Origin of the sequence: Bacillus sp. ME78 (assembly GCF_903970865.1) — a bacterium.
In the GTDB taxonomy this organism is placed as follows: domain Bacteria; phylum Bacillota; class Bacilli; order Bacillales; family Bacillaceae_G; genus Bacillus_A; species Bacillus_A cereus.
This window is the reverse complement of the sequence record NZ_CAJCKK010000019.1, coordinates 39,211-64,138: the sequence shown is the minus strand read 5'-3', so window position 1 is coordinate 64,138 and position 24,928 is coordinate 39,211. Positions and strand designations below refer to the sequence as shown.

The following is a 24,928-nucleotide window of genomic DNA, read 5'->3' as shown; positions in this document are numbered from 1 at the left end:
AATAATTAAATTAGGATACTTTTATCGAATGGGGGAATATATAATGAGTGTGTTATTAAAAGGGCATGAACAGATTGTCAACGAATTAAACATTTTATATCAAGTAATGGTAGCGGAGCAATTAATTGAAGCGAAACAATTAAAAGAAAAAATAGAGAAACAGATTAATAAAATTGAAGCTGATCAAAATCTATCGCTTTACTACTCCCTACTAAACTTTAAATATAAGGTCCTAACCGATTGGACAAACATTAAATATGATACTTTTAGTCAAATTGTTCGTTTAGACAATCCAATAACTGAAGACTTTATTACTTATTATTATCACTTTTTTAAAGCTGAACATGCTACCATTATTGGAAATTATGATGAAGCAAAAAAAGAATACGAAAAAGCTGAATCCCTTTTAAAACATGTACCAGGCGAACTAGAAGAAGCTGAATATAAATATAAATTCGCTATATTTAATCACCATACAAACAAACCACTTACAGCAATCAATTATGCAAATCAAGCTAAAGAGATTTTCTCAAAATATCCACGTTATGAAATTAAAATAGCTCTATGCGAAAACATTTTAGGCTCATGTTCTGTTTATTTAAAACAATTCGAACAAGCCGAAGAGAACTATAATTCAGCAATCAATATTTTACAAAAGCTGAAAGACGATACACTAATCTTAAAAGTTCGAAATAACTTAGGTTGGCTCTACTCTTCTCAAAATCTATCAACCCTTGCTATTAGACATCTTACAATAGTTACAAACAAATTACCTAAACACCTAAAAGCCAATTTTCTACAAGCCAAAGAACATTTTAGTTTAAATGAAAAAGAAATTGCAAACGATTGGGTTCAAAAAGGCTTAGAAATTTGTAATGAATTAAATAATCAAGAATATAAACACCATTTCACTATCTTAAAAACACAACACACTGGTATTCTAGACGACTTAGAAAACGCAATCATTGCAGGCACTACATATTTTAACAGTAAAGAATTATACGATTATGTACAAGAATATTACGAATTATTAGCAGTAGAATTTCATAAAGTGAATAAAATAGAGAAATCTCAAAAATATTTTTTCAATACTTACGAAGCAAAACAAAAATTATTAACTAAGGAGGCACTAAGATAATGAAAAAGATTAGTTTAGCTATTTTAACCTTTACATGCATACTTGCTTTTGGATTTAATAATTTTACTGAAAGTCAACAAGCAAAACAACTTCCAAAATGGGATACAGATAAACAAGAAACACATGCAGACCTATAGAAACCTAAAAACCCCTAATAAAGGGGTTTTTAGATTTCTACAATATAATGATTTAGCATATGATGAAGAAATATGCTTATAAAAGATAGCCATATACTCTCTGTACATGGCTATCTTTTATTTTTTCGACACCAACAAAATCCCTAAACTAATAATACAAAAGCTCATTATTTGCTCTGCTGATAGACCAAACAGAACCGAATTTTGTTCACTAACAAGCGAAATAATAATATGAGCAAACCCCTCAATAATTAGAAAAACACTTATATTCTTTCCATTTCCGAGCCTTTCATTTTTCATCCATAACAAGCCCATTATACAAAGAGCAAGGCTGATCTCATATACGAAAATAGGGTGATATAAAAGTTTAGATTCATATATTTTCATTCCCCATGGTAGTGTCGTTTGTGCACCTACTTCATGATGTAATAGAAAATAAAAGATAATACTCACACACAGACCCAAAGGCAATGCATCAAGTAAAATACGAAGCGAAAATTGCTCCTTTTTACTTTTCCAAACAATGTATACACTCGCAATCACGCATCCTACTACAATATGTTGCATACTTCCAACAGCTAATATTGCTTGCACTGGCGCCCCAAAGGCCCATACAGGATTTAAAATTGATGGTGCAAACTTCCATACAAATACGATGATAAGAAAAGCATTTGTTACGGCATCCATCATTTTTTCATATGATACATTTTGATGCCTCATCTTTCGTTTCATCAACACAAATCCAAATAGACTTCCAATTATAAGAGATATGGGTTGTAACCTCACGATCCACTCCATCGTCACGAAATCTCCTTTTAATTCTCAATCAATTTCTTAAATTTCTTTTCTAATTGATCTGGTGGTAATACACCTCGTACATGATCTACTATAATTCCATCTTTATTAACAAAAAATGTCGTCGGTAAAGAGAATACTTTATAATCTAGTCCAGCTACTCCGTCCATATCTAATAGAACAGGAAACTCAAACCCATAGCGATTAGCAAATGCGCTTGCTTCTTGTACTGGGTCACTAACAGTTGCATTCACCGCAAAAATTTCAACATCCTTTTTATATTTATCATACATATGAACTAAATCAGGTGCCTCCATTTCACACGGCCCACACCATGATGCCCAAAAATTAATAATATATGGTTTTCCCTTAGCATCATTTAACGACTGCAACTTTCCGTCTAATCCTTTTAATGTGATGCTAGGTGCTTTAAAACCGACTTGTGGTAATACTTCTTTCTCCTGTAACTCTGCTTGCTTTGCTTTTCTTTCCTTTTCTTCTTTCTTTGAATTATAAAAGTTAACCCCCGCCCAAACGAGAGCACCTACTAGTATAATAGCAATTAGTTTCTTCACTTTTCTTCCTCCTCATTTTTAAAAACCTGTAAATCCACCGAATAGTCGAATAAAGAATGCTGTAATTTTCGTCATTTGATTTGTATACAATAAAATACCCGTTACAATCATCATTCCACCGCCAATTTTCATCATGACATTGGCATATGTAACAATCCATTTTACCTTCCCAATAAAGAATGCCATCACGAAAAATGGAACCGCAAACCCAAGAGTATACGCTGTAATATAAAGAAGTGCCCCTTCAGGATTCGTCGCGCCAAGCATGAGTACAGCTGAAAATATCGGTCCAACACATGGCGTCCAACCCGCTGCATATGTCATACCGACTAAAATCGAGCGAATAAATCCAGTCGATTTACTTCTATACTGCACCTTTTTCTCTGCCATAAGCCACTTAGGCTGAAACAAGCCCGTCATAAATAGCCCCATTAAAACAATAAAAATCCCACCAATTTGTTGAATCAATTTTTGGTTAGATGAAAATGTTATTCCAATCCAACTTACCGATAAACCTAACGCGTAAAATATAACCGAAAATCCGATCATAAAAAATACTGTATGTATAATCGCTGATTTTTGCATAATCCCACGATTTTCTTTTAAATCTTGAATAGACACACCTGTAATATAAGATAAATAAGATGGATATAGCGGTAAAGAGCACGGTGATATAAATGACAATACTCCCGCCCCAGCCACAAGCCAAATTGTTAAATCTGCTGCATTCATTTTATTCCCCCTGAAACACTACAATGAGTAGTGTTTATTCTAAAAAAAAGAGGCTATATGCACTCTCCGACAATAAGTACAACCGACATACAGAATAAACCTACTGTTACATATACCGAATTCGTATGTAACGGAATAGTAAGCTTAACAACCTTTTCATTTAACACTTGCTCGATTCGTAAATTTATTGCTGTTTTTGCAAATGAAGCTGTAACACATCGATTTTCCATTGTCTTTATTTTAATTAATTTTAATAACGCGCTACCTAACTCAAGTGAGGATTCCATTTTTTGCATCGCATATTTATCAGCAGCTAGTTCCTGATACGTATGATATCGCTGTAACAACCCTTTTAATATTGGTATGTACATCATTCCTTCTGCTAATAGCGTAAAACAAAATAATTTTAGCGGATCCCAATTCTTTTGATGATATTCTTCATGGAAAATAATTGCATCCATTTCTTCATCTGAAAATGTTTGAAGCATCCCTTCTGACATGACAACTTTCGGACGAAATAGCCCAATTGTAAATGCCGCAACTTCCGTAGTCGGCAATATATATATTTGTTTTCCTTTTCGGATGAAAGGGATAAGTACTTTTTGTAATTTTTTACTATAGAAAAATTGTCGCCAAATTCTTTTGCACACGATTAATACAGTAAGTAATAATAATCCAGCGATTATTATACGAATCAGCGATAATTCTTTCATATGTTTTTCTAACTGGAACAAGCAAAATTTTGAAAGAAGGAACATCTTATTTTGAAACAGAAATGGATATGTAACGTAATACAGTAACAAGCTGAAAAAGAGGGTACTAACAATTACTGCTAACAATACGATTTTACGCATTTGCCATTTCATTTCATTAATCCTCTTTTTTTAACTGACTCAATTTGTCTTCTAACTTTTTTATTAAAGTCGGATCAGCCTGCTCTAACTCATCTAACATATGATTTACAACTAATTCTCCAAATTCCCCCATCAATTCCTGTGTCATTTTCTTCGTTTGATTGGATAAGAATTCTTCTTTCGTTTGTACAGCACGATATATGCCACTTCTTTTCACAGTCTGTTTTTCTAAGTGTAATTTCTCTACTAACCTGTTCATAACTGTCATAACAGTGTTAAAATTCACAGGTGATTCTTCACTTAATTTCTGCTGCACTTCTTTAATCGTAATACCATCGCTAGACCAAACAATCTCCATAATTTTTGCTTCAAGCGGTCCAAAGAAATGATTTAACCCGTGCTCATTTAACTTATAGTTTTGAGTAAACATTGTACAACTCCTTTCACACTACGAATTGTAGTATAAATTAAATGAAAGGTCAAACGTAAATGATATATACGAAAATTAACTACCTATAAATACATAGGCTATTCCATTCATTTTAAACCTAATTTTTCTCCAAATGTATCAAAAAGGTACTGCTCTAATATTTGTACACTAAACTTCTCATTACGCCCAAGGGCAAATAATTCCCGATCTTTCGCTACGATAGTATCTAACGGAATAGCTACATTATCCACGATTTTTGTAATTTCAATTATATTACTTTTTACATTTACTTCTGTTTTAAATTCAACGTTTTCTAACACTATATGTGAACGTCTTCCTGATGCAAAAAAAGTAAAATTAGGATTTTTAACAACGCCAATTTCAGTCTCTAACGCATATAAATAGTGAAAAATTACATCTCTATGTCCATCTTTTATTATTTTTTCATCCTTCTCATCGTCTAAGTATTCTTTCAGCTTCGTTGTAAATTCAAATCGAAAATCCACTTTTTTCACGCTCCTTCTTTGTATTTTATATTAAATAAATATATTGAAATAATTTTACCATATTGTAATAAAACTTCCTATTAAAAGTAAAAACTGTTTTAGAAAATCGCTTTTATTTCCGATACCCTTTTAAAATATAAGTATAAATTCAATATGAATGAATGCGTCATTATATCTATTTAAACATATTTTTTCCATATTTTGAAACATTAGTATGAAATATTATATATCAATGAATGGTTTCTAATGCATTGGTATATATAGTCAGTAGTTTCTTTACTATTCCGATATACTTAAGCTATATTTTCTAATTATTGATTACATTACGGAAGGAATGTAACTCTCTTCTATCGAATTTTTATATAACAAAAATGATTAGGTGGTGCTTTACTATGAAATTAGCTGTCATTGGTGGCGGTGATTTACAAGATTCAAATCACTTGCCTATTAATGAACGCCTTATAGAATTAACAAATAAACAGTACCCAAAAATATTGTTTATTCCAACGGCTAGTCATGATGATGAAAGCTATATAAAATTATTTTTAGACATGTTTGAAAAACAATTACATTGTGAAGTACAAATTTTACGTACTACAACAGATTCACCTTCTAAGTATGAAATAGACGAGATGATTCATTCAGCCGATTTAATTTATCTAGGTGGCGGGAACTATATTCACATGCTTACGCAATGGAAAGAACATAGACTCGATGAAAAATTATTATTGGCTCTGCAACAAGGAACACTTATTGCTGGTTATAGCGCTGGTGCTATGTGTTGGTTCACGTCTAGTATCCGATCAGATTATGAAGGTGCTGGTTATATAGAAAGTAACGGATGGGGGATTGTTAATAAAAGATTTTGTCCACATTATAATCAATTAAACAGAATGAACGCCTTCCATTCCTTTTTACAAAATCATCAAGGGAATATAGAAGGAATTGCACTCGAGGATAATTGCGCTTTATATATTACAGAAGAATCCTTTGAGATTATCGGTGAACCGGAAAAAGCGTGGGAGTTTTATATGAGTGATAAAACACTCATTAGACAACATTTTGATATCACTTTAAAAAGCTATTTGTAAACCTGCACTTACGAAAAAATGTCCCTAAGTCTAATAACTTAGGGACATTTTTTCTATTTAACTAACTAATCGTGTAATTCGTTTCTTTTGCCATGAAAGCTTATAATATGCATACTGTAATATTAAGCTGACAATAAATGCTGCTGGATACCCGATCCAGATGCCTTCTATTCCAAGACTTGTATGGTAAGAAAGATAATATGCTACGGGTACTTCTACAAGCCAAATTGAAACAACTCCAATAACAGTTGGCCAAAGTACTGTACCGCTCGCTCGCATTGTCGCACTAATAATTTGTGCATGACCGAAAATTAAATAACTCCATAACGTAATCATAACTAAGCTATGAGCAATTTCAATTGTAGTTTGACTTGTTAAAAATAGTGATAAGATGTCTCTTGAGAATAAGTAAATAAGAGATATTAACACACCACCGATGACGTAGTTCATAATAATTCCAGCCTTCACAACTTTCTGCAATCGATCAAATTGATTCGCACCAATCGATTGTGCCGCAAAAATGGAAACTGTAATACCAAGGCTAACTGCTGGCATTTGTACATAACTTGCAACTTGATTCACAACGCCGTAAGCAGCTGTTGCATCCGAACCGTAACGATTTACAAATGCGATTACGGCAATCTCAGATAATGATACTAATATCATATTTATACTTGCTGGTATACCGAGCCTTAGCAATAGCTTTAATAACTCCCCATCCATTCGAAGGTATTTTCTAACCGTGCCATCTAGTTGTAATGGGTGATTTTTCTTCTTTAAATACACAAGCATGACAATAAACGTAATAACTGTAGATATAACAGATGCATAGGCCGCTCCATACACATCTAATTTCGGAGCTCCTAACCATCCAAAAATAAGAACTGGTAATAAGATCATATTTAGCGCTGTACTTACAATTAAAAAGTAAAATGGCGTTTTAGAATCTCCTGTACCTCTCATAAATGTTGTATATGCGAAATATAAAAATAATACTGGCATCGATATAAATAAAATCCGTGCATAATGTACACTTATTTCAATAATATTTTCTGGCGTTCCCATTAGACGCATAATATCCATCGCAAAAATACTGCCTATTATCGCCAACACAACTCCAATAATAAAGGTAAACGTCAACGTCGTACCAACGATAGCTTTTAAACGATCTTCGTTTTTAGCACCAAACGCCTGACCAATTAAAATAGAGCTTCCTGAACCGATACCAATTACAAATGAAACGAGCAAGAAAAATAATGGGAAGAATGCTGATATAGCCGCTAAATCATTAACTCCAAGCCATCTTCCTACTACTACCATACCAAATAATTGTCCAACTGATTGTAGTACATTACTTAATAATAACGGTACTAAAAACATCGACATCGATTTCCAAATCGGTTTACTCTCACTTTCCAACTTATGTGACTCCGCACCTTCTTTATTGTTATCTGCAGGTGGTTTCAAATTTCATTTCTCCTTTTATTAAACATCTATTTTCAATCTCTATCTCTTTGTATAGTTGTTATAATACTGTGCTTCTATTCATTTTCTTTTCGTATAATTATAACTTCACCCAATATTGACTTCCATCGGCTGTTCGATCTAAAAATCCATATTCGATTAAATATCTTCTTAATGTTACAAAATCAGGGTATACATTTTCTATCACTGTATTTACTTCTTTTTCAGTATACTTTTTATTACTATCAAACTTCTTCACTAAATGGCGCAATATAATTAATTTGCGCTTTTGTTTCTTCGGAAATTTAGAGAGAGGTCCATCTAATCCTTCTGTAAAATGAGCTTTTAATACTTCATCATTTTCTTCTTCCGTAATATTGTATCGATCATCCACCATCGTTGCTGTTCTATGAATTGGCACAAATTTCGTTTGTACTTTTGATTTTTCTTCTGATAATTCCATTAGCGCTAAAAATACTTTTGCTTGCTTCATTTTCTCTCGCAGTGTAAATCGATGATTACGAATTGTTGATGTACTTCCGCCATCCATTTCTTTTACAATTTCTTTATCATTCAGTCCCATATGGAAAAACTGAACCATTTTCTTTTGTAAATCCGTTAAACCAGTAAATTTCTTATCCATATTTAACAAATAATCAAACATAGACGTATGCTCATTTTGAATATGCAATTGGACGAACTTCTCTGCTTCATACAAAATTTGGTTATCTTGATAAATAACACCTTTAATAAATGTTTCACCACAAGCTAAGCAAATGTACTCCTCTTTTTCTTCATCAAACACATACCCTTTCTTTAATTCCTCTATTGACGCATCCCAAAACTTCTCTGAAATATCACTCATACTAAACACTCCTTTAAAATGTTTATTTAAAACCAAACAAATCAACATAACGTTTATTACCACTTCACCATCTTATCACAACGCAAACAAACATTTCAATGTTTCGTTTACCCATTTTATAAACTTTTATAAAAACATCTAACAAAAGGGTTTAATACAAAGAAAAGCGAATATGTTTATACAAATTCATTTTATAGGATGTGAAATAGAACATAAATATTCTTCAAGACCCTTAGTTTACCGTTAAACAAATTGCACAGAATACATATGCGATTAGTGAATATGGAACTAGTATTCACTCATTCCAAAACTTCAGTATTCAATTTTAACTACAAAAAAGATGTTTTCGTATAAAAAAACATCCTTTACTTTTTATATATTCTATTTACAGTCTCTACTAAAACCTTACTTGCTTGTACAAATGTATGCTTTCGATTTCTATCTTCAACAAATTTATTAGCACAACTACTCATAATCATCATACAACTAATTATGACTAACGCTATCTTTCTATTCTTGTAAGTCACTTCATGCCACTCCACTATTACAAAACTTCTTTTGAATTTATCCCATCAAGAAATTTTACATGAATAATAAAACGTGTGAATATGCAATTCTGCATATTCACACGTTTTATCACAATGTTATGATTTAATTTAGTTAAAGAACAAGTATACCGAGGTGACTAACTTGAAATTTAAAGCGAAAAAAAATCCATTCCACGTCATTTTCATTACATTATTTATAATTATTTTTTTCGTTTCGTTATTCTTCCAAAATGAAAATTCTATTTTTTTCACTCTCATGATGCTGCTAAATATCGTGAATCTTTCTTCATTCTATTTCTCTCACTACAACGTAACGGAATCATCTCTTGTTGTAAAACACGGTTTCATACTTCGTACTGAAATCCCATTTAAAGACATTCGCCATATTAAGTACTCTGGCAAAAAACTTCGTTCAAAAAAATGGACGAGGCAACAATTAGAAATTAATTATAATTTATTTGACTCAGTGACCACTTTCGTACCACAAGAAGAAGAAAAATTCATTTCACTCTTAAAAGAGAACTGCCCACAGATGAAAGTAATGAATACGCCTGCTAACAAATAATATATTTTGAAGCTTGCATTATTGCAAGTAGATGAAACTTAAAAATGAACATCAAAAAAGCCAAGATTCTATACTAAGAATCTTGGCTTTTTCTATTACTCTTTTGGAGCAATCATTTTCTTTGGATCTACAATTTCATCAAATTGCTCTTCTGTTAGTAGCCCAGATTGCAATGCTGCTTCTTTTAAAGTTAATCCTTCTTTATGAGCATGCTTCGCAATTTTCGCTGCATTTTCATATCCAATATGTGGGTTTAGCGCTGTTACAAGCATTAGTGAACGATTCACATTTTCATTAATTACTTCTTCATCTGCTTCAATACCAACTGCACAATTGTCATTAAACGAAACAATTGCATCCGCTAATAAGTGAGCTGATTGTAAGAAGTTATAAGCAATAACAGGTTTAAATACATTTAACTCAAAGTTACCTTGGCTCGCAGCAAATCCGATTGTTGCATCATTCCCCATTACTTGCGCTACAACCATCGTTAACGCTTCACTTTGCGTTGGATTTACTTTACCTGGCATAATAGAGCTTCCCGGTTCATTTGCTGGAATAATAATTTCTCCAAGACCACTACGTGGACCACTTGCAAGCCAACGTACATCGTTAGCAATCTTCATTAGATCCGCAGCTAATGCTTTTAATGCACCGTGAGTATATACAACTTCATCATGGCTCGTTAATGCATGGAACTTATTTGGTGCAGAAACAAATTGTTTACCTGTAAATTGACTAATTTCCTCTGATACCATCTCACCAAATTTAGGATGAGCATTAATACCTGTTCCAACCGCAGTTCCACCAATTGCTAACTCTTTCATATATGTATTGCTCTCTGCAATCATACGCTCTGTTTTTTCAAGCATACGGTGCCATCCGCTAATTTCTTGCCCTAAAGTTAACGGCGTTGCATCTTGTAAATGTGTACGACCAATTTTTATAATATGTTCAAATGCAGTTACTTTTTCTGCTAAAGTTTCTTTTAATTTCGTAATTGCTGGTAATACGTGATTTTCTACTGCGATTACACAAGCTACATGAAGCGCCGTTGGAAATGTATCATTTGAACTTTGTGACATGTTCACATCATCATTCGGATGAATATGTACGTCAGATCCCTTCTCTTTCAAAATTTGATTCCCACGATTTGCAATTACTTCATTCACATTCATGTTTGACTGTGTACCACTACCTGTTTGCCATACGACAAGCGGAAAATGTTCATTCCATTTCCCTGCAATCACTTCATCCGCAGCTTCTACAATTGCTTCTGCTTTTTCTTCTGATAGCTTTCCTAATTTTTGATTGCTAAGCGCTGCACTCTTCTTTAAAATTGCAAATGCTTTTACAATTTCAAGCGGCATTTGCTCTGTTCCAATTGGAAAGTTTTCTTTACTACGTTGTGTTTGTGCTGCCCATAATTTATCAGCTGGAACTTTTATTTCTCCTAATGTATCTCTTTCAATTCTGTACTCCATGTTTTCATCCCCTTGAAAATATAATACCTACATCTCTTATAATAACAGACTTCCTCTTAAATGATAAGAATTCTCACTCTTATATATAGATATTCTATATTTATTTTTAAAAATTCCTCTTGACCTAAACTTAAGTTTAGGCTGTATCCTTTCCATTGTAACCTACTATAACACTACTGGAGGAATTCAATATGAAAAAATATGCTTTTATAACAGGTGCGAATAAAGGAATTGGATATGAACTTGTTCGTCAATTAGCAGAAAAAGATTATCACGTATTTTTAGGTGCTCGTAATGAACAACTTGGACAACAAGCCGTAGAATCTTTAAATGTTTCAAACGTTTCCTATATTCAAGTAGATATTTCAAATTCACAATCCATTCAAGAAGCAACAAAGAAAATTTACGAAACGACTGACCACTTACATTTATTAATTAATAACGCAGGCATAGCGCTAGACTTCAATACGCTACCTAGTGAATTAAATATTGAAACTTTACGCCAAGGATTTGAAGTTAACTTTTTTGGAACTTTCCAAATGATGCAAGCCTTTTTACCACTATTAAAGAAATCAAGCAACAGTAAAATCATAAATGTAACAACTGACATGGCCTCACTAACAATGTTTGCTAATGGTGAAACACATCCAATTAATACACTAGGATATAATTCTTCCAAAACAGCTATTAATGCTTTAACATTAGCTTTTAGTAAAGAATTTGCCACTAACGGTCCAGAAGTATTTGGAGTAACTCCTGGTTTTACAACTACGGATCTTAATGGAAATTCCCCCGGTGGCCATACAACCACTGAAAGTGCTAAAATTATTATTAAATATGCATTAAGTGAAACAAACTATAATGGTAAAATATTTAACAAAGATGGCATTATACCTTGGTAATAAAAGGATGAATGATATGTATTATACAATTGGGCAAGTCGCCAAAATGCAACACTTAACTATTTCTCAAATACGTTATTACGATAAACAAGGACTGTTTCCTTTTCTGCAAAGAAACGAAAAAGGAGATCGAGTTTTTGATGAAGAAGCACTGAAATATTTAGAGATGATTTTGTGTTTAAAAAACACTGGTATGCCAATTCAAAAAATAAAACAATTTATCGACTGGTCTATGGAAGGAGAATCTACCATCCTTCAAAGGTTAGAATTAATGAAACAACAGGAGACCAATGTCTTACAGCTCATTCAAGACACTGAAAAAAACTTAAAAAAGATACAACAAAAAATTGCTAAATATGAGAATGAAATAACTTCAGCAAATGCTATTAAAAAATAAAAATCACCTTCTACATATTGTAGAAGGTGATTTTTATTTTATGATGCTTGCTTTCCTTTATCTGCATCATCTACATACCAGATGAATTTGCCTGTATATCCGTAAATAACTGCTAAAATTAACGATACGAAGCTTAACCACATAAACGGAACGTATGAGAACGTTGCTACACCTAAAATACCAGCCATAAAAATACCATTATCAGACCATGGAACCATACCTGAAGTTAATGTTCCACCTACTTCTGAGTTACGCGCTAATACACGACGGTCTATTTTTAATTTATCATAGCTATCTTCCATAATTTTTGGTGTTAAAATTAGTGATACATACATCGCACAACCAAATATATTAGCTAAGAATGCCACGATTAATGTAGACAATGTTACATTACCTGCAGAATTTAATTTCTTCTCGAATTTTGATACGATTACTTTTAAAACACCTAGTTTTTCAAGTAATCCACCAAATCCTAAACCGAAAATAATAACGGCTACTGAGCCAAGCATGCCGTTAATTCCACCACGGTTTAATAACTTGTCAACAAACTCAACACCAGATTGAATTGAGAATCCGTTATAAGCTGTTCCAATCGCCTCTCCAAAGTTCATCCCTTGGAAAAGAGTTGCCCAAATTGCACCAATTAAAGCTCCCATTGCAATTGTTGGCATAGACGGTTTCTTCATCGCTAATAGAACGATAACAATGACCGCCGGAACAAGCATCCATATTTTAATATCAAATTGCTTTAATAAAGCTTCTTTTAAAAATTCTACTCGATTCAAATCTACATTATCGCCGCCATACATCCAACCAGCTACAGTAAACATAATACTAGTAATAATATAAGCCGGAACATCTAATACGAGCATAGCTCGAACGTGAGCAATAACATCTACTTTCGCCATAGAAGCTGCAAGAACTGTGCTATCAGAAAGTGGTGATAATTTGTCGCCGAAATAAGCTCCTGAAAGAACTGCACCAGCAACAAGCGGAAGTGGTAAACCAAGTCCTTCACCAATCGCCATCATAGCAATACCTGCTGTTCCCACTGTTCCCCAAGACGTTCCTGTTGCGATAGAAGTTATAGAACAAATAATTAATGTTGCTAATAGGAATATGCTAGGGTGAATAAATTCTAATCCATAATAGATTAATGTTGGTACTACCCCACCAGCAATCCACGTTCCAATTAAAGCACCTACTGCAACTAAAATCAGTATTGCTTCTAATCCGTTAGAAATCCCTTTCGTAATTGCATCTTGCAATTCTTGATAACGAAATCCTAATCTTAATCCAAGCGCAATTACTAAAAACCATGAAATAAATAGCGCTAATTGAATTGGGAGATCAAAAATCGTTTGGAAGGAAAAGACAACAGCAAGAAATAGTAATAAAAGAACTATGATTTCTAGCATCGATGGTAATCTTACACTTTTCATTTTTTTCTCTCCTTACAAGTCGATAACATGACGTATGTCGTCTTACATGTATGTAATATACAATTAGCGAAGACAAAACAAAATTTTCATATTATTTCGATTTATTTTTCCAGTATAATATATTCACAACCCTTTCTATTGTAAAAGTAGATTACGTTTTTCGCAATGAAAAATATAAAAAATGTTGTATTTTTATTTATCCCGATATTTTCGGTCAATAAGACCCTTGTATCAAAATTTAGTAAGTGCAAAGTACCTAGTTAAGAAATTAACTACTGTAAAATCCCGGATTGATATGAACGTATTAAAGCTTCACTTTATTTACAAGGAACAATCCCATACTAACTTTTTTAATATTTGCTGCAACAAAACTTTTTACAACTATCTTAACTTTTTAATTCACACCATTATTTTCTACGCAAAAAATAGGGCACACATCATAAAAATGATGCATGCCCTACCTTTATTTATACATATTTTGTATTTCTTCTTTATTTTTAAGTATTTCTTCAAACTTATCACTACAACCCTTCGGAAATAACACTCCCAGTCCATATGAATGCGCAAATTGAAAATGAGGGTACTTCGCTTTTACCTCATCCCAAAACTTATATACGCCGAAATCACCACTTCTAACTTCAATATCATGAAATAATACAATACCGTTTTTCGCGACTTTCGGTAGCCATGTATTATAATCGTGAGAAACAGCTTCATACGTATGATAGCCATCAATATGCAAAAGATTTATCGTTTCATCTTGAAACCGGTCTACAGCATCATCAAAAGTAGATCGAATTAAATTTCCTATATTAAGGTAGTTATCACTCACTACTTTTTCTACTATTTGAAAAACTCCTTCTCCATATGGACCTGTATGCCCATCTCCAGCCCAAGTATCTACTGCAAAGCATTTAGTCGATAACCCTCCATCTTTTACTCCTTGACAAAAACTGAAGAAAGAAGCACCTAGATGTGTACCTAACTCAACTAAAGTTTCTGGTTTTTCAAATCGTACTAAGTCATATGCAAAATCTAAATGTCCACTCCACGCAGATTGTGACCGAATAATAGGACTAAATGTTTCAAATTCAAATGATGGTTTATGAGTAACCCAGTTCATCGCATAACTCCTTCTGCACATATTTTTAACAAACCAAATTACTCTTATCTTTATTTTTTTATCGCCTTGATTATGATTCTATTTCATGAAAATATGAAGAATTTATTCTTTTCTATTAAGGTAAAGCATCATATACATATGGGTCAGTTGGCTTATTAATTTTCTCGATTTTGTTTACTTTTACAAGTGGAAAGACTGTTCCTTTATATGTCGTTTCATCTAATAATCCTGTTATTTTCACCCATGTTTCTTCTGGAGTTTTTTCAAGATTTTTCCCGGTAACAATCATCCCCCAGACTGATGCATCCGCAATACAACAAGTTATACCATATCGAGCCACTACTGCTTTATTACCCGTCACATCTTTATCCTTATATATAAACCCTAAGAATGTAATTTCTTTCCCTTTAAACCAATTAACATTTTGACCAATTACATTCATTGTTTGAACATAGTCCTTATCCTTTACTTGTAGTTTACGCTGTCCTAACATACTTTTTACTACTTGCTCTTCCGTTTTATAAGTCGTTGATAAATTTGATGTTTCTTCTGGATCAACGGATACTTCTCGCCCATCAAACTTAACCTGTTCCCCCTCTTTTTCGTTCCTTTCTAGACTCCTCGCCTGTACACTTTGATTCATACCCCTTTTTCCTGCTAAACTTCCATCAATTGTTACACTTCCAAAGAGAAAAGCACTAACTATCGGAACGACAAATAAAACATATACAAAGAAACTTTTTATCCCTGATTTTGATGTTGTATGATGTTTACAACAATTACAATCATGCTGTTTTTCTCTTCCATCTCCCAAAACTTGCACATTACCAACAATTAAAATTACTACAAAAGCTATATACGTAAATTTGATCATTTTTGGAGCGATAAAATTATAAATATTCCCTGTTACAAGTAGCTTAAATAAGAGCATTGCTAAACCAATTAAAATAATGCCACGTATATAGCGATGATACGCCTTCTGCTCCTCTTTCTCCATTCTTTCTCACCTCCTATAACATTATGATTTGCAGGATGGTATACACAGATGCAATGACAATTCCTATCAAAAAGAATACAAATCTCTTTTGAAAATATGCAAATAGCATTAACGTATTTTTCATATCAAGCATAGGCCCAAATACAAGAAATGCGAGAAGTGCCTTTACCGAGAAAACATGTCCAAAAGATGCCGCTATAAAAGCATCGGCTGCAGAGCAAATTGATAAAACATAACCAAATCCCATCATAATAAAGGGGGCAATTACTTCGTTATGTGCTACTGCATCCAGTACATTCCGATCAAAAAACGTTTGAAATACACTTGCTAAAAAAGCACCAATCAATAAATACTTACCAGTATCAAAAAACTCATCTACAATATGATTCATAACATCTTTCCAACTCTTTTTATTGCTTGTTTGAACTGAAACCTCTACGTCTTTTAAAACATTTCTTTCGCGATAGCAATAATACACAATTAGACCTATGAATAGAGCAACTAAAATTGTTATCCCAAAGCGTGCATATACAACGTAATCATTTTTTTGAAACGCATATACAGTAGATAAAAGAACAACTGGATTCATAATGGGTGCACTCAGTAAAATAACAATGCCTACATGAAGTGGTAACCCCTTTTGAATGAGCCTTCTTACAATTGGTATAATGACACATTCACACATTGGAAAAAGAACTCCCACAAATACTGCCGGAATCATTGCAACAATCGGAGATTTCGGCATTACTTTTTGAATCATATCTTCCGTCACAAACACTTGAATACATGAAGAAACAATTACCCCTAATAAAATAAAGGGTATTGCTTCAAAAATGATACTTAAAAATACTGTATTCACATTCAACCATTCCTGTGGCATATTTTTGTGCAAATTTGCTAGACTTGTAAAATCTACAAAAAATAATAAAAAGAGAAACATAGCGATAAGAGCTATGCCTACTAATTCTTTTGAAACTCTATTAAAGACCAAGCTTCTCGCCTCCATTTTATTTATATGTAAACATGTGCTTGTCCAAATGCTCCATACTACAGCACAAATTTTATAGTCTATTCCTATTCTTAAATCGTAATCATTATGATTTATTCTTGCTTTTTCTTTTCCCATCGTTTAACATAAAACGTAATCATTACGATTTAAAGGAGAGATCATTTCATGAAAAAAGTACCTATCACTGTATTGAGTGGTTTTTTAGGATCCGGAAAAACTACCTTACTACATCACATTTTGACTAATAAGAATAACTTAAAAGTAGCTGTCATCGTTAATGACATGAGCGAAGTAAACATTGATGCATCTCTTATAAAAAAGGGTGGTTTTTCACGTACGGAGGAAAAACTAGTAGAAATTCAAAATGGCTGTATTTGTTGTACACTACGAGAAGATTTAATGATAGAAGTGAATCGTCTTGTTGAAAATGGTGATATTGACTATATTATTATTGAATCTTCTGGTATAAGTGAGCCTATTCCAGTTGCTCAAACATTTACTTATACAGACGAAGTTCTTAACATTGATTTAACGAAAAATTGTCGCCTCGATACGATGGTTACAGTTGTAGATGCAAATAGGTTTTGGGATGATTTTGCAGACGGAGAAAGTTTATTAGACCGAAAACAAGCAATCGATGAGAATGATACCCGGGAAGTTATTGATTTATTAATAGATCAAATTGAGTTTGCAAACGTAATTATTCTTAATAAAATAGATTTGCTAGAAAAAGAAGATGTGATAGAGCTTCATCATTTACTAAAAAAATTAAATCCTAATGCAAAAATTCTTGAAGCTTCGTTTAGCAAAGTACCATTACAAGAAATTTTAAACACAAATCTATTTAATTATGAAGAAGCTAGTCAATCGGCCGGCTGGATACAAGAATTAAATAGTGAACATCATACACCGGAAACGGAAGAATACGGTATCAATTCCTTTGTTTACCGTCGCAAATATCCTTTCCATCCCGAGCGCCTTATGAATTGGCTAGAAAAATGGCCTTTAGATGTTGTAAGAGCGAAAGGATTCTTCTGGCTCGCATCTCGTAATAATATGATAGGGCTTCTATCTCAAGCAGGTTCCTCTATTACAATTCAAGGAGCCGGTGAATGGATAGCCGCATTACCTGAAACTGAAAGAAATCAAATGATTGCAGAAGAACCTGAAGTATTAAAAAACTGGGACGAGCGATATGGAGATCGAATAACTGAGCTCGTATTTATCGGTATTGATATGAATCGTTCTGTGATTGAACAATCATTAGATGATTGTCTATTAACAGAAAAGGAAATGGAACAAAAGTGGAATACATTTATTGATCCTATTCCGGCTTTTACTTATACTTCATAATAATTAATAAAAAGGCTTCAGTAGAATGAAGCCTTTTTATTTTATAGCACTCTTATTTAATAAGTTTGCTTTAATTATAAATACAACTGTACCTAAAACAATTAATATAGCATATATGATACCAACTACATCACCTATTTTTTCTAAGCCAAGCGGTAATATTATAGTAGCAACTCCGACTATATAAGAAAATGCTCCTGAAAGCTTCGCTAATTTATTTTTATCTCCAACAAACGTTTCTTCTTGATATCCTGCTAACAAAAACAACCTCTTTTTCACATGTATTTGATACACTAAAAAAATGATAAGTAACCCAACAAATAAACAAACTAAAAATCCTGCTAACATATACTCCCCCTCCTCTACAATATTTTACTATACACAAAAAACAAATTAGAAATTTCAGTTTATTAACGAGTCATTCTGTGATATATTGCATATTGTATTCAATTTATATTTTTAGAAAGGAGAATTTTAGATCATATGGATTCAAATCGATTAAAAGGAATTATAATGGTCATAATCGGTGCTTGTTTATGGGGCTTGTCTGGTACAGCTGCACAACAACTTTTTCAATATGACAATGTTTCAACCGAATGGTTAGTTACAATCCGTTTACTTATATCTGGAATTATTTTGCTCATTATTTCCTCATTCGGAACGAGAAAAAAAGAGATATTTGGCATTTGGAAAAAAAAATCTGATGCTATTAAAATGATTTTGTTTGGTCTATTCGGTATGCTTGCTGTACAGTATACGTATTTCGCTTCAATTAAAGAAGGAAATGCTGCCGTGGCAACATTATTACAATATTTAGCTCCTATATTCATCACTGTATACTTACTTTTCAAATGGAACGTTCGTCCATCAAAAATTGATTTCATTTCAATTACCCTTTCATTAGTAGGCACTTTTCTCTTACTAACAAACGGGTCTGTTCATAACTTGGCTGTTTCTACACCAGCTATTATTTGGGGTGTTTTATCTGGATTATCTCTCGCTTTTTATAGTTTATATTCAAAGGAATTGTTAGAAAAATGGTCTTCCTCCGTTATCGTTGGATGGGGCATGATTATTGGGGGTATTGGTGTAACGATTGTACACTTTATTTCTACAAACGAATTCATTTTATTATCAACTATGAAATATGTAAAACTAAGTACCCTACCGCTCATCACATTTGTCGTCATTTTCGGGACACTTATTGCCTTTTATTTATACTTAGACAGCATAAGATACCTGACTCCGAAAGAAACAACATTATTTGGTTGCACAGAACCACTCGCAGCTATTATTTCTTCTGTACTTATATTGCACGTGCCATTTCAATCTTTTCAGTTATTAGGCGCTTTTTGTGTCATTGTAATGGTGCTCATCTTAAGCCAAAAGCCGGATGAAGGGAAAGAAAAATTAAAGCTTGTTCATGCAAAAAAGGAAAATATACAATGAAAGGATTGAATTCACTATGCCTGTCCCTCAAAATTATAAAAAACCAGGAAGAATTTCAGCAAAATCACTCGTTTTAAATCAACTACAAAATTGGATTATTGAAGGTGTACTGAAGCCCAATGAAAAAATTAATGATGGGGAATTGGCTGAGGCACTAGGAGTAAGCAGAACACCTGTAAGGGAAGCACTTCAAATATTAGAGCTTTCTGGATTAGTGGAAATGGTACCAGGGCAAAAAACGAAAATTGCTCCTATTAAGTTAGACGACGTATCTATCATTTATGAAACGATGGCTGGTCTTCACTCTATTATAGGAAAGCAAGCTCTTCAAAACATTACAGACGCTGATATTCAACTACTTTCTGAAATAAATGATCATTTTCAGCACTCTATAGAGAAAAAAAACGCAAAACAAGCTTTAGAATTAGATATACAATTCCACAATACAATTTCTTCTATTGCTAAAAATCAATATATTGAACCCTTTCTAGAAAATATGCAACTTCACGTTTTACGTCTTGAATATTTGTTTTTCCAAAACTTTGTTCCAGCAAGTCAATCTATTGAAGAACATCACTCTATCATTCAAGCATTACAGAAGCAGGACGAAAAACAAATGGAACAAATAATGACCCAAAACTGGCTCCGTCCCATGAAAGAAATACAAAAAATAATTTCTACGAAGTAAAAAAAGAGCTGGTTACACAAAATCGTAACCAGCTCTCCTTTTACTAATCTATATAGCTACGCCTGAATATTCGCATAATCTTCCATATCTTCGTACTCTTTTTCCAATTCCTCTAAAGACAGCTCGTATAATTGTCGGTCGCGAATCTTAAACACACCTGCTCCAATTAACTCATCAATTAAATGCCTCTTACGATTTTCAACAGCAAAACGGAGTTGACTACTCATCTTTTAAAAAACTCCTTTCTACAATCATTGAAAATGATAATCTCTATCAATTACCACTTTTGATTATAAAAGATGACTCTTTATAAGTAAAGTAATTTCATGAAATATTTACCTTGCAAAGTATTTGTGGCCACATTATATATATGTATGCCGTGCGAAAAATGTTATGACACTTTTTCTTATCCTTTTTCTTTCATACTTTGCAAGTTGTCTCATCATGGTGAAATTCACCATCTATTTCTACTTGAATGGTGACATGTTCTACATGAAACTTCTCCTTTAATACATCCGTAGCCTCTTTTAAAACACTTTGCGTTTCATTACCTTTAATAATCAAGTGGCAAGTTAATACTTGAAAATCCGATGTGACAGACCATATGTGCAAATCATGAACTTCTTTTACAATCGGAATATTTAATAATGTACTTTTTACCTCTTCAACATTTATGTGCTGTGGTGCACCTTCCATTAATATATGAACCGTATCACGTGTTACACGCCATCCACTAATAATGACTAAAATAGACACAAGAATACTAGCAATCGCATCTGCAGCAGTCCATCCGAAAAATTTAATAAGTAACGCAGCAATAATCGCTCCGACGGAACCCAATAGATCGCCTAGTACGTGCAGGAAAGCACTTCTTAAATTCAAATTACCTTTCACATCTCCGCCTCTCATTAATATCCAAGCTGATAAAATATTAATAAGCAGACCAAGGACTGCAATAATGAGCATCCCATTACTAGCAATCTCAACTGGTTCTTTAAAACGACGGATTGCTTCAATAAAAATGTATACCGAAATGACAATTAGAACGACACCGTTACATAATGCTGCTAACATTTCGACTCGCTTATATCCATATGTTTTCACAGTTGTTGCTGTTTTTTCTCCGAGCTTAAACGCAAGTAAACTTAAAGCTAAAGATACTGCATCACTTAGCATATGCCCCGCGTCAGATAGTAGTGCTAAGCTATTTGTTACAAATCCACCAACAACTTCTGCAATCATAAAACTTGTTGTTAGTAAGAAGGCAATTAGTAACGCCTTTTTATTTTTTGAATGACCATGATCATGCGAATGTCCCATACTTATACTCCTTTAAGTACAATATCTGTATGTTAGTATGAAACAAACTCCCCATCTTTATCCCGAATTGACTGATTGTAAACGCCCGCTTCCTCTGTATACACACTTCGCTACTTTTTAAACAATCCCTTTTTCTCAAATAAAACAAGACTACTTCTTTTTTATTTTCATATTGTTTACTAATGAAAGATTTTTTAAGGAGGTTACTTAAATGAAACGTTTATTTCTCTGTATGGAACGTGAACTTGTTGTAGTGAAAGAACAATATGATAACTATGAAACGACTTATCACTTACAAAATATGCAACCTACCTGTATCGCTGTTGATCCGCTCCACCCAAACCGTGTATATTGCGGAACATTTGGACGAGGTTTATGGTTAAGCGATGATGGTGGGGATTCTTGGCGACCAATTGGGGATTCCTATCGTTACTTTGATTTTCCTAAAGAAGATGGTATTTTGTACTCCTCTATCACTTCCATAACAATAAGCTCAAATGAACAAGCGAACGGATATGGGGTCGTTTATGTCGGCACAGAACCGAGTGCTTTATTTCGCTCTGAAAATGGTGGTGAAACGTGGACTGAACTTAAAAATATGAAATCATTATTATCTTCTTATACGTGGGCTTTCCCGCCTAGACCTTTTACCCATCACGTACGCTGGATTACAGTTGATCCAAACAACCCTAATACAATACACGTTTCAATCGAAGCTGGTGCTGTTATTCAAAGTAATGATAAAGGGCATACATGGATTGATAAAAAATTCGGTGCTCCTATCGATGCTCATCAATTACTTATGCACCCTGAAGCACCAAATCGTCTTTATGCATCATGTGGTGACGGATTTATGGGCGGACCTGATCGTGCTTATCTTGAAAGTTATAACAATGGAAACAGCTGGATCTCATGTAGTGAAGGACTTGAACATCATTATTTATACAGCATGGCAATTGATCCAGCTGATTGTAATACGATTCTAGTTTCTGCCGCGCCAAGTGCTGATCTGGCTCATCACCGTATCCCTTATGAATCTTATATTTATCGAAAAACGAAAGATACTCCGTTCCAGCAAGTACAACAAGGACTACCATCTGCAATCGGTACAGTCATTTCGATGTTTGCGACAAACAAGGCTGAACCACATACGTTTTACACGTTAAATAACAATGGCGTCTTTCAATCCAATGATAGCGGCGAATCGTGGGAACAACTAAATATTCCGTGGAAAGATGAATATAAAACGCAGCATCCGCATGCATTGCTCGTTACTAGTTCTTAACGAAAAAAAGACTGCCTAAATGGTTTTAGGCAGTCTCTCTTTTATTTCTTTAAATCAATGACAATATCATCTAACACAATATCTTTACTCTTCGCTTCTTTTTTCAGCACTTCTATTTTCTTCTCTTTCCCATTCACATACTCTACTCCACCATGATTTTCAGGTGTATGTACTCGCAAGTGCACGCGAGGTGTAACGATAAGCTTTGTTGCATTTTCGTTTAGTTTTTGGAAGGTGGCACTCCAATGGATATTGTAAGGATCGTTGCCACTTCCCCCATTTCCTTCACCCGAATAAATATTCCCTAAATCATCCTTAACCGTCAATTCAACATTTACACTATCCCATTCTTTCCTCGCGCCCTTAGAAACCTCTTGATTGTAATAAAGAATAAATGAAACTGGCGATATTGCGACCTTTTCCATATTTGCTTTTATACCTTCTTTTTCCGAACTCCCACCAATTGTTCTCTCTTTACTATCCACTGATTTTACAGTTAAGGCGAAATTCCAATTACCTTGTATTGATTTTTTCCTATCTGGCATCTCTATTCTCTCTATATTCCATCTAAAGTTTACTTTGTCCTTTTTATTGCTATCATGATGCGTCGTTGTTACCATACCTACATACTTTTTTTCATTAACTTTAGTCATTTTACCACTGCCTGAACTACCATGAGCGTCCATTATATCCAATCCACCTAATATGATAGGATCCTCCCCTAAGTCCTGCTCACTTTCCAGTGAATACGTTATAGATAATGTTCTGCCATCAGAAATTACATCATTAATTGTAACTTTAACTCCATTACTCTCTCTCGTCATATTCAACTCAGTCGAAAATTCTTTATAATTTTCATATAACCCTGTTCTACCATTATCTAAAAATCGGAATATGTCACCTACAATTGGCAATCCCCCCGCATATGTAGGAAATCCGATACCGAGTGTTGCAACTGATAATCCTACTAAAATAGATGCAGCAGCGACACCTTTTTTCCAACTTTTCATCTTTTTCTTCGTACGTATAGATTGTTTTACATTTCGTTTTACTTTTTCCTTTTCAATTTCAGAAGCCTCAATTTCTTCTAGTTCTTTTTCATCTATATCAATATCATTTAATAGTTCATAAATGTCTTTCATATCGCACTACCTCCAAAACTAATATTCGTAGCATTTTGTTGTAGTTTCTTTTTCCCCCGATACACTCGATTATCAATTGCTGCCCGAGTTAATCCTAACTTGTCACCTATTTCCTCTGTCTTCATACCAAGTAAATATTTCATAATGAACACCTTTTGGTCTAGCGGTTCTAATTGATTAATGAGCTTCAATAATTCTTCCCTATCTTCCATAACGATTAATTCGTCTTCTGCTGATTTTTCTGTACTGATATGAAACTCATCTGAAATGATTTCTACTGTTTTAGTCGATTTCCGGTAATAATCAATTGCTTTAAACTTCGCAATCGCTGCAATCCACTTTTTAAAATCGCTCGGCTCTCCATGAAATTTATTTGCGTTATTCCAAATGGAAAGAAATATATCGTTTATACATTCCTCTATGAGTCCATCATTTTGAATTGGAAGTAGAACTTTATGCGTGATTCCCTTTATGAGTGGTAAGTATGTATCGACAACAAATTCTAACGCGTCTTCTTTTTGCCGTTGTAATCTTTTTATAAAATTTTTCTCATTTGATTTCATGTAGCGATTCCCCTTATTGTTTTGTAAAAGCTCTTACACCCTATATAACGTCTGAGAAAATTTTTTCTCTCATC

The 24,928-nt window shown here is 33.5% G+C and carries 29 protein-coding genes; 10 read left to right on the top strand and 19 right to left on the bottom strand.

Going from position 1 to position 24,928, the window contains the following annotated elements; all coding sequences use genetic code 11:
- Window positions 1–43: 43 nt before the first annotated feature.
- Both H6481_RS19365 and H6481_RS19360 read left to right on the top strand, forming a co-directional pair.
- Window positions 44–1,138, top strand: coding sequence for a tetratricopeptide repeat protein (locus H6481_RS19365; protein ID WP_000114845.1), 1,095 nt, complete (start codon window positions 44–46; stop codon window positions 1,136–1,138).
- Entirely contained in the window at window positions 1,138–1,275 is a 138-nt protein-coding gene (locus H6481_RS19360; protein WP_000724012.1) for a hypothetical protein, read from the top strand. Before H6481_RS19365 ends, H6481_RS19360 begins: the two co-directional genes overlap by 1 nt.
- Window positions 1,276–1,392: 117 nt before the next feature.
- Here the strand turns inward: H6481_RS19360 and H6481_RS19355 are convergent, their stop codons facing one another.
- The 6 genes from H6481_RS19355 to H6481_RS19330 form a co-directional block, all read right to left on the bottom strand.
- Entirely contained in the window at window positions 1,393–2,073 is a 681-nt protein-coding gene (locus tag H6481_RS19355; protein WP_000454853.1) for a prolipoprotein diacylglyceryl transferase family protein, read from the bottom strand.
- Window positions 2,074–2,090: 17 nt separating this feature from the next.
- Window positions 2,091–2,645, bottom strand: a complete 555-nt coding sequence (locus tag H6481_RS19350) for a TlpA disulfide reductase family protein (RefSeq protein WP_000733187.1) — start codon at window positions 2,643–2,645, stop codon at window positions 2,091–2,093.
- 18 nt (window positions 2,646–2,663) lie between these two features.
- Window positions 2,664–3,377, bottom strand: coding sequence for a cytochrome c-type biogenesis protein CcdA (gene ccdA / locus H6481_RS19345; protein WP_000990439.1), 714 nt, complete (start codon window positions 3,375–3,377; stop codon window positions 2,664–2,666).
- A 53-nt stretch (window positions 3,378–3,430) separates the two neighbouring features.
- Window positions 3,431–4,243 (bottom strand): M56 family metallopeptidase, encoded by an 813-nt coding sequence (locus tag H6481_RS19340; protein ID WP_023521637.1) that lies wholly within the window; start codon window positions 4,241–4,243, stop codon window positions 3,431–3,433.
- Between the two features lie 4 nt (window positions 4,244–4,247).
- Window positions 4,248–4,661, bottom strand: a complete 414-nt coding sequence (locus H6481_RS19335; RefSeq protein ID WP_182812854.1) for a BlaI/MecI/CopY family transcriptional regulator — start codon at window positions 4,659–4,661, stop codon at window positions 4,248–4,250.
- Between the two features lie 107 nt (window positions 4,662–4,768).
- Window positions 4,769–5,167: a DUF3942 family protein gene (locus H6481_RS19330; protein ID WP_000347525.1), complete on the bottom strand. Its 399-nt coding sequence runs from the start codon at window positions 5,165–5,167 to the stop codon at window positions 4,769–4,771.
- 392 nt (window positions 5,168–5,559) lie between these two features.
- On the opposite strand from H6481_RS19330, the gene H6481_RS19325 reads away from it, so the two are divergent.
- Window positions 5,560–6,258: a peptidase E gene (locus H6481_RS19325; protein ID WP_182812852.1), complete on the top strand. Its 699-nt coding sequence runs from the start codon at window positions 5,560–5,562 to the stop codon at window positions 6,256–6,258.
- 57 nt (window positions 6,259–6,315) lie between these two features.
- Here the strand turns inward: H6481_RS19325 and H6481_RS19320 are convergent, their stop codons facing one another.
- The 3 genes from H6481_RS19320 to H6481_RS19310 all read right to left on the bottom strand — a co-directional run bounded on the left by H6481_RS19320 (window position 6,316) and on the right by H6481_RS19310 (window position 9,114).
- Window positions 6,316–7,725: an MATE family efflux transporter gene (locus tag H6481_RS19320; protein ID WP_000804127.1), complete on the bottom strand. Its 1,410-nt coding sequence runs from the start codon at window positions 7,723–7,725 to the stop codon at window positions 6,316–6,318.
- 97 nt (window positions 7,726–7,822) lie between these two features.
- Window positions 7,823–8,587, bottom strand: a complete 765-nt coding sequence (locus tag H6481_RS19315; RefSeq protein ID WP_001280271.1) for a DUF2087 domain-containing protein — start codon at window positions 8,585–8,587, stop codon at window positions 7,823–7,825.
- A gap of 365 nt (window positions 8,588–8,952) precedes the next feature.
- The gene (locus H6481_RS19310; protein WP_000221432.1) at window positions 8,953–9,114 is read right to left on the bottom strand and encodes a hypothetical protein; all 162 of its coding nucleotides are present in this window, start codon (window positions 9,112–9,114) and stop codon (window positions 8,953–8,955) included.
- Between the two features lie 163 nt (window positions 9,115–9,277).
- Between H6481_RS19310 and H6481_RS19305 the strand changes: the two genes are divergently transcribed.
- Entirely contained in the window at window positions 9,278–9,700 is a 423-nt protein-coding gene (locus H6481_RS19305; protein WP_000669072.1) for a PH domain-containing protein, read from the top strand.
- A gap of 95 nt (window positions 9,701–9,795) precedes the next feature.
- Here H6481_RS19305 and fumC read toward each other — a convergent pair whose 3' ends face one another.
- Entirely contained in the window at window positions 9,796–11,184 is a 1,389-nt protein-coding gene (gene fumC, locus H6481_RS19300) for a class II fumarate hydratase (protein ID WP_000456608.1), read from the bottom strand.
- Window positions 11,185–11,375: 191 nt separating this feature from the next.
- Here fumC and H6481_RS19295 point away from each other — a divergent pair, with 191 nt between their 5' ends.
- Window positions 11,376–12,086, top strand: a complete 711-nt coding sequence (locus H6481_RS19295) for an SDR family NAD(P)-dependent oxidoreductase (protein WP_000759552.1) — start codon at window positions 11,376–11,378, stop codon at window positions 12,084–12,086.
- 16 nt (window positions 12,087–12,102) lie between these two features.
- Window positions 12,103–12,483, top strand: coding sequence for a MerR family transcriptional regulator (locus tag H6481_RS19290; protein ID WP_000291861.1), 381 nt, complete (start codon window positions 12,103–12,105; stop codon window positions 12,481–12,483).
- A gap of 38 nt (window positions 12,484–12,521) precedes the next feature.
- Here H6481_RS19290 and nhaC read toward each other — a convergent pair whose 3' ends face one another.
- From nhaC to H6481_RS19270, 4 genes are all read right to left on the bottom strand, one after another.
- On the bottom strand, window positions 12,522–13,925 hold the full coding sequence (nhaC, locus tag H6481_RS19285; RefSeq protein ID WP_000843992.1) for a Na+/H+ antiporter NhaC: 1,404 nt from the start codon (window positions 13,923–13,925) through the stop codon (window positions 12,522–12,524).
- A gap of 463 nt (window positions 13,926–14,388) precedes the next feature.
- Window positions 14,389–15,048, bottom strand: coding sequence for a class I SAM-dependent methyltransferase (locus H6481_RS19280; RefSeq protein ID WP_001104670.1), 660 nt, complete (start codon window positions 15,046–15,048; stop codon window positions 14,389–14,391).
- Window positions 15,049–15,163: 115 nt separating this feature from the next.
- On the bottom strand, window positions 15,164–16,045 hold the full coding sequence (locus tag H6481_RS19275; protein ID WP_182812850.1) for a TIGR03943 family protein: 882 nt from the start codon (window positions 16,043–16,045) through the stop codon (window positions 15,164–15,166).
- 13 nt (window positions 16,046–16,058) lie between these two features.
- Entirely contained in the window at window positions 16,059–17,051 is a 993-nt protein-coding gene (locus H6481_RS19270; protein WP_176520572.1) for a permease, read from the bottom strand.
- A gap of 168 nt (window positions 17,052–17,219) precedes the next feature.
- On the opposite strand from H6481_RS19270, the gene H6481_RS19265 reads away from it, so the two are divergent.
- Window positions 17,220–18,407 carry a GTP-binding protein gene (locus H6481_RS19265; protein ID WP_088020808.1) on the top strand — a complete coding sequence of 396 codons (1,188 nt, stop codon included), beginning with the start codon at window positions 17,220–17,222 and terminating at the stop codon, window positions 18,405–18,407.
- A 36-nt stretch (window positions 18,408–18,443) separates the two neighbouring features.
- On the opposite strand, the gene H6481_RS19260 is transcribed toward H6481_RS19265, so the two are convergent.
- The gene (locus H6481_RS19260; protein ID WP_065483072.1) at window positions 18,444–18,755 is read right to left on the bottom strand and encodes a DUF3784 domain-containing protein; all 312 of its coding nucleotides are present in this window, start codon (window positions 18,753–18,755) and stop codon (window positions 18,444–18,446) included.
- A 135-nt stretch (window positions 18,756–18,890) separates the two neighbouring features.
- Between H6481_RS19260 and H6481_RS19255 the strand changes: the two genes are divergently transcribed.
- On the top strand, window positions 18,891–19,856 hold the full coding sequence (locus tag H6481_RS19255) for a DMT family transporter (RefSeq protein ID WP_071730872.1): 966 nt from the start codon (window positions 18,891–18,893) through the stop codon (window positions 19,854–19,856).
- 16 nt (window positions 19,857–19,872) lie between these two features.
- Window positions 19,873–20,544: a GntR family transcriptional regulator gene (locus H6481_RS19250; protein ID WP_002023787.1), complete on the top strand. Its 672-nt coding sequence runs from the start codon at window positions 19,873–19,875 to the stop codon at window positions 20,542–20,544.
- 56 nt (window positions 20,545–20,600) lie between these two features.
- Here H6481_RS19250 and fbpA read toward each other — a convergent pair whose 3' ends face one another.
- On the bottom strand, window positions 20,601–20,771 hold the full coding sequence (gene fbpA / locus H6481_RS19245) for a Fur-regulated basic protein FbpA (protein ID WP_000098302.1): 171 nt from the start codon (window positions 20,769–20,771) through the stop codon (window positions 20,601–20,603).
- 193 nt (window positions 20,772–20,964) lie between these two features.
- Window positions 20,965–21,864 (bottom strand): cation diffusion facilitator family transporter, encoded by a 900-nt coding sequence (locus H6481_RS19240; protein ID WP_048565284.1) that lies wholly within the window; start codon window positions 21,862–21,864, stop codon window positions 20,965–20,967.
- Between the two features lie 211 nt (window positions 21,865–22,075).
- Here H6481_RS19240 and H6481_RS19235 point away from each other — a divergent pair, with 211 nt between their 5' ends.
- The gene (locus H6481_RS19235) at window positions 22,076–23,149 is read left to right on the top strand and encodes a glycosyl hydrolase (protein ID WP_071730868.1); all 1,074 of its coding nucleotides are present in this window, start codon (window positions 22,076–22,078) and stop codon (window positions 23,147–23,149) included.
- A gap of 41 nt (window positions 23,150–23,190) precedes the next feature.
- Here H6481_RS19235 and H6481_RS19230 read toward each other — a convergent pair whose 3' ends face one another.
- Complete coding sequence (locus tag H6481_RS19230; protein WP_182812848.1) at window positions 23,191–24,291, bottom strand: DUF4179 domain-containing protein; 1,101 nt, start codon at window positions 24,289–24,291, stop codon at window positions 23,191–23,193.
- Complete coding sequence (locus tag H6481_RS19225; RefSeq protein ID WP_000840007.1) at window positions 24,288–24,854, bottom strand: sigma-70 family RNA polymerase sigma factor; 567 nt, start codon at window positions 24,852–24,854, stop codon at window positions 24,288–24,290. Before H6481_RS19225 ends, H6481_RS19230 begins: the two co-directional genes overlap by 4 nt.
- Between the last annotated feature and the right edge of the window lie 74 nt (window positions 24,855–24,928).